5 protein-coding genes are annotated in these 5,842 nt (G+C 54.7%); 3 read left to right on the forward strand and 2 right to left on the reverse strand.

What is annotated here, in order from left to right:
* Nucleotides 1–62: 62 nt before the first annotated feature.
* Together RT52_RS17645 and RT52_RS17650 are read right to left on the reverse strand one after the other, a co-directional pair.
* Nucleotides 63–1,163, reverse strand: a complete 1,101-nt coding sequence (locus tag RT52_RS17645; protein WP_034803815.1) for an ABC transporter ATP-binding protein — start codon at nt 1,161–1,163, stop codon at nt 63–65.
* 103 nt (nt 1,164–1,266) lie between these two features.
* Nucleotides 1,267–2,118 (reverse strand): PucR family transcriptional regulator, encoded by an 852-nt coding sequence (locus RT52_RS17650; protein ID WP_034803817.1) that lies wholly within the window; start codon nt 2,116–2,118, stop codon nt 1,267–1,269.
* Nucleotides 2,119–2,193: 75 nt separating this feature from the next.
* Between RT52_RS17650 and RT52_RS17655 the strand changes: the two genes are divergently transcribed.
* The 3 genes from RT52_RS17655 (at nt 2,194) to RT52_RS17665 (ending at nt 5,596) form a co-directional block, all read left to right on the forward strand.
* Nucleotides 2,194–3,285: a DUF445 domain-containing protein gene (locus tag RT52_RS17655; RefSeq protein WP_051690224.1), complete on the forward strand. Its 1,092-nt coding sequence runs from the start codon at nt 2,194–2,196 to the stop codon at nt 3,283–3,285.
* Nucleotides 3,286–3,320: 35 nt separating this feature from the next.
* Nucleotides 3,321–3,692: a YlbF/YmcA family competence regulator gene (locus RT52_RS17660; RefSeq protein WP_024371783.1), complete on the forward strand. Its 372-nt coding sequence runs from the start codon at nt 3,321–3,323 to the stop codon at nt 3,690–3,692.
* Nucleotides 3,693–3,820: 128 nt separating this feature from the next.
* Nucleotides 3,821–5,596 carry an SLC13 family permease gene (locus RT52_RS17665; protein WP_034814436.1) on the forward strand — a complete coding sequence of 592 codons (1,776 nt, stop codon included), beginning with the start codon at nt 3,821–3,823 and terminating at the stop codon, nt 5,594–5,596.
* Nucleotides 5,597–5,842: the final 246 nt, after the last annotated feature.

The following is a 5,842-nucleotide window of genomic DNA, read 5'->3' on the forward strand; positions in this document are numbered from 1 at the left end:
TTTTAGTGTCTACTACTCAGGGTACAGTTTAATTAGCGGTTCACTTCTTTTTTAGATTAGTTTTAACGGATGACTTGCTCTGTTTCAGAATCGAAGAAGTGCGCTTTTGTCATATCGAGCGCGAGTGTGACGTCATCGCCCATATGGATGTTCGAACGTCCGTCGATGCGAGCCGTGAACTGGTGGCCACCGAGTTCGGCGTACAAGTACGACTCGGCGCCCATGAGCTCAGCGACATCGATGTGTGTTTGGAACGTGTGTGTCGTCGGCGAATCGATGTAGATCGGCTCATCATGGATCGATTCTGGACGAATTCCGAGGATGAGTTCTTTCCCGATGTACCCACGGTCGCGAAGACCTTTCATCTTCCCTTCAGGCACGTTGATTTCTTCGCCGCTCACGACGAACTTGCCGTCTGCGAGTGTGCCGCGGAAGAAGTTCATCGAAGGTGATCCGATAAAGCCGGCCACGAAGATGTTGTCCGGGTTGTCGTACACTTCTTTCGGCGAACCGACTTGTTGGATGATCCCGTCTTTCATGATGACGATACGCGTCGCGAGTGTCATCGCTTCCGTTTGGTCATGGGTAACGTAAATCGTCGTCGTGTCGAGACGGTTGTGGAGCTGGATGATCTCTTTACGCATCTGTACGCGAAGCTTGGCATCTAAGTTTGAGAGCGGCTCATCCATCAAGAACACTTTGGCGTCACGGACGATGGCACGACCGATGGCGACACGTTGGCGCTGACCACCTGAGAGTGCTTTCGGTTTACGCTCGAGGTACTCTTCAAGTCCGAGGATGCGGGCAGCGTCTTGGACGCGGCGATCGATTTCATCTTTCGGGAACTTGCGAAGCTTCAAACCGAACGCCATGTTGTCATAGACGCTCATGTGCGGGTAAAGGGCATAGTTTTGGAAGACCATGGCGATGTCGCGGTCTTTCGGTGCGACGTCGTTCATGCGCTTGCCGTCGATGATGAAGTCGCCGCTCGAGATTTCTTCGAGTCCTGCGATCATACGGAGTGTCGTCGATTTCCCGCAACCAGACGGTCCGACGAAGACGATGAACTCGCGGTCTTTAATGTGCAAGTTAAAATCGCTGACTGCCTTCGAGTCCCCACCGTCGTATATTTTATCAATGTGATTCAATTGAATTTCTGCCATGTCGTTAGCCTCCTGAGAATGTGCTCTAGTATAATAGCGCTTACAAGAACGATTATACGATGAAACCGCTTGCATTGAATATGGACACGTTGCACAAAAACATTTACTCAGATTTGTGCAACGTGACAATCAGTTGGAGCAGACTCGCATCGTGGAACTGGCGCGCGTCATAACCGGTCGCTTCATAGAGCCGGTCGAGCCGATAGTTGAGCGTGTTCCGATGCATGAAGAGCGCCTTGGCGGTATGGGAGACGTTCAGCGTATGGGCGAACAGCGCCTCGAGCAGCTCCCGTGCCGTCGCATCGAGGGCTTGATGCGTTGTCTCGGTTAGGCGGAGACGAGCGGCAAAAGACTCATGGTCTTGTAACAAATAATGGTATAATAATTGACTAGCAGGGTAAGCTTTAATAGAGCGTTTCGCGAGCGGGAGCAACACTTGATGTTCCGCATAAAGCGGGGCGAGCGCACCGAGCGGGCGCTCGCTATAAACGACGCTCGCTTCGACATAAAAGTCACCGGCGACGGCGCGCAAGACGTCTTCGAACTCGGCCATGTCGACGAGCGTTTCCGTCTCGAGCACTTCGATGTGTCGCGCGGTCATGACGATGATGACGGCAGAAGGCATGAAGTCACGGAGCACGTCGACGAACGTCTCGAGCGCTTCCGGCTCCTGGTAATGCAGGGCAAGCGACGAGAGCCGGAACGGCCGCTCGATGCGGAACGCGTCGTCGAACAGTCGGCCATGCCACAACGCTTGGACCGAATCGAGCGTCGTGACGAACGGAGTCGCCCAAAGCGAGACGAGCCGTCGCTCGCGTTCGGTCAGTTCCGTTTTCGGAAGACCGAACACCGTCCCATCATGGGCTTTGTACCAGACATAGTCACCGGATGCGTCCTCCGACCGATGGACAACGGACGGGAAAATCGATTTAATACGTTCAAACGTAGTCAACACAATCACCTCTTCAACAATGTATCATATTTCAGATCGGAGGCAGACAGTTTGGATAGTCTACTGAAAATAATCATCATGATCGCCATCGGGGCGACCATCGGGGGAGTGACGAACTTCTTCGCCGTCAAAATGTTGTTTCGTCCGCACGAGCCGAAGTATATCGGCAAGATGCGCGTCCCGTTCACGCCAGGACTCATTCCAAAGCGACGCGACGAACTGGCGTCAAGCCTCGGGAAGACCGTCGTCAAGCACCTGCTGACGCCGGAAGGGATGCGCAAGCGTCTTCTCGACGAACAAATCAGCAGTCACATTACCCATTTCGTCCAAACCGAGGTCGAGAAGATGTTGCGGTCGGAGAAGACGGTCCGCTCCCTCATCGAACCGCTCTATCCGGATGCAGAGGAACGGATTTTGACTGCGGCGGACGCGAGACTCCGGGACGAATTGACGCATGTGCTCCAAGACGTCAAAACCCGGAAACTGTATGAGCTTCTCGGCGAGGAAGGGATGGACCGCGTCCGCGCTATCATCCCTGAGATCGTCGACACGATGCTCATCAAGTCGGAAGAGTATTTTTATTCAGTGGAAGGGGAGGCCCAGCTGCGCCATATGGTCGACTCATTCGTCCAACGCCGCCTCGGCTTTATCGCTGGCTTTATCCAAAACGTGAACTTCGTCGAGATGATTCGTCCGGAAATTATCAATATCTTACGGGGCAGCTCGACGCGGGCCGGGATGGCGACGATGATCACGCGCGAGTTCGAACGGTTCAGCGAGCGTCCGGTCGCGACGTTCATCGATGAGCCGCTTGAGAAGCGCCTCATCGATGGTGTCGTCACCGAAGTCGTCACACGCCTGCCGGTCGGAAGTCTACTCGACCGGACCGTCTATTCGTATACACGTGACGTCGAGGCGCGCGTCGTCGAAGAGCTCGTGCCGAAAGGGGTGACGCTCGTCATCATGCGCTTCACCGATCAGATGGAGAAGATTATGGACCGCTTGAAGATTGACCAAATCGTTCAAGAGCAGGTCCGCTCGCTCGACACCTCGTATTTAGAGGAGATCGTCTTGTCGATTTCAAAACGGGAGTTCCGGGCAATAACATGGCTTGGGGCGCTATTAGGTGGTATGATTGGGTTGATTCAAGGGTTGATTGCCATCATTTGATTGGCACGCCCTAATAGCTTTTAGGAGGACGTCACATGTCACAAACAAACTTGTACGATCATGCTTACCAATTGGAGAAAGCACTTCGCGATTCTGAAGAGTTCACAAACCTCTCTTCACTATACGACCGTGTCAATGCGGATGCAGAAGCGAACCAGTTGTTCGCTGACTTCCGTGAAATCCAAATGACGCTTCAACAGAAGCAGATGCAAGGGGAAGAGATCTCAGAACAAGAGATGATGGACGCCCAAACGAAAATGATGAACGTTCAACAGAACGAGTTGATCATGGAGCTCATGCAAGAAGAGCAGCGCATGCACCAGCTCGTCACAGAAGTGACGAAAATCATCATGAAGCCACTCGAAGAGCTTTACGCTCCGATGGTGAACGAAAACGAAGTCCAATAAGGATGGATGGCGGATGGCTCATGCCATCCGTTTTTTTGTTGAACAACTTGTCAAATCCGATATGATAACGCTTCCATCACTGGTGGTATACTATCCTTGTAGAAACTTTCACATGGAGGGTGGACGCCGTGATTACCTTAATCATTTTGGCCATCATGATTGTATATTTCATCGGGGGGTGGCTCAGGGCAGACCTCGTGGCACTGCTCGGTCTGCTCGCGCTCGTATTGACGAACCAATTGACCCCGGTCGAGGCGATGGCCGGCTTTTCGAATCCGGTCGTCTTAATGATTGCCGGGCTCTTCATCGTCGGGGCAGGTCTATTCCATACAGGTCTCGCCGAACGGGTTGGGGCCGGAATGATTCCTTACGCGAAAGGGAGCGAGGTTCGCCTGTTCTTCGTTCTCATGGTGACGGTGACGTTTCTCTCGAGCCTCATGTCGAACACGGGGACGGTGGCGCTTTTGATTCCAGTCGTCCTCGCCATGTCCCGTCAGTTAGGGACGAGTCCGGCGAAACTGCTCATGCCGCTCGCCTTCTTCTCAAGCATCGGCGGCACGATGACGATCATCGGGACGCCACCGAACCTTGTCGCCGCCGAAGTGTTGCGAAGCGCCGGGGGACAGACAATCGGCTTCTTCTCACTCTTGCCGGTCGGTCTCGTCGCGGCCGCGGTCGGCTTGCTTTACTTTTACGTGATTGGAAATCGATTGTTGGATGTTGGTGACGTACCGGAATCGGTCGCGTCGCATCCGATGATGCCGCCGCTGAGCGTATATGCGTTCCATGTCCAAAAAGGGCATCCGCTCATCGGTCGTGAGCTACGCGAGACGTTATGGTCCCGCCACGGGTTGACAGTGCTCGGGGAACGGAGAAAAGGGTTGGCCCATCGCCTTCACGCCGCGAGAGCGGACACGGTGCTCCATGAGGGACGTCTCCTCGTCAGTGGGGCAGAAGAAGACGTCCATCGCATCGCGCGTCAAGAAGGGTTGCGTTATGAGCACGTCTCACCGAGAGACGTCTACGGGAAAGAGGCGGGGGTCGTCGTCTTCACGATACCGGCCGACAGCCCGCTCATCGGGCGCTGTTTGAAAGAGAGCCGTCTCCGCAATCGATACGGCTTGAACGTCTTGCGCGTGATTCGTCCGAACGAGGAGATAGCGATGACGAAGCTGAAAGACGTTCGCCTCGAGCAGGGAGATATGCTCGTCGCCCAAGGAGAATGGGGTGACTTGGAGAAAGTCGGGGATGAGACGCACTTGCTGCTCGCGAATGAGCGGGTGACCGACGTGGCGAACCGGGCCGTATCGGAGCGGCATCAGCTCGCCGCCGGCATCATCATGGCCGCAATGGTCGCGTTGCTCGTCTTCGAATGGGTCGACCCGACCGTCGCCGTCTGGTTGGCCGCCTTGGCGATGGTGCTCACGGGGGCGGTCCGGCATATGGATGTTGCCTATCAATCGATTCAATGGTCGTCACTCTTACTCATCGCGGCGATGATTCCGGTCGGTCAGGCGCTCGAGAACGCCGGCGTGATGGCGTGGCTCGTCACGTGGATGAGCGAGTCGTTCGGCCGTGCGGGTCCCGCCTGGGTGCTCATCGCCATCTTTGTGGCGACGATGATGCTCAGTCAAATCATCTCGAACACCGCGACGGCCGTCCTGTTCGCACCGCTCGCTTTGTCGCTCGCGTCGGCGCTTGACGTCAGTCCGGTTCCGCTCGTCGTCGCGGTCGCGATCGCGGCCTCGCTCGCATTCATGACGCCGTTCGGTTCGCCGACGAATGCGATGGTGTTCGGCATCGGGGGCTATCGCTTCTTTGACTTCGTCAAAGTCGGCTTGCCGTTGCAAGTCGTGACAGCGATCATCGCGATTTTCACGATTCTACTCATCTTTCCGTTTTGAAGGACATGTTAATCCATCCGCCGAATATGTGAAAAAATGCTAAATGATGAGGGGATAGACGATGTTGAAACGAATCGGAATGTTATTGGCGGTCGTCTTGTTAGCCGCTCACAGGCAGTTCGTACTCGCTAGACGGCAAGACGTCGGAAGACCTCCATCCGGACGATTATTGGCAATGGCTGAAGGACTGGGATCAAAAATATAGCGAATGAACGAAACGAGGCTGGGACATAACTCAGTAGATTT

This window comes from Exiguobacterium alkaliphilum 12/1 (genome assembly GCF_000714435.1).
GTDB lineage: Bacteria > Bacillota > Bacilli > Exiguobacteriales > Exiguobacteriaceae > Exiguobacterium > Exiguobacterium alkaliphilum.

Excerpts from the sequence above, each read along its gene's own strand:
- RT52_RS17645 (WP_034803815.1), bottom strand. The coding sequence starts at position 1,163 with ATGGCAGAAATTCAATTGAATCACATTGATAAAATATACGACGGTGGG.
- RT52_RS17655 (WP_051690224.1), top strand. The coding sequence starts at position 2,194 with ATGATCGCCATCGGGGCGACCATCGGGGGAGTGACGAACTTCTTCGCC.
- RT52_RS17660 (WP_024371783.1), top strand. The coding sequence starts at position 3,321 with ATGTCACAAACAAACTTGTACGATCATGCTTACCAATTGGAGAAAGCA.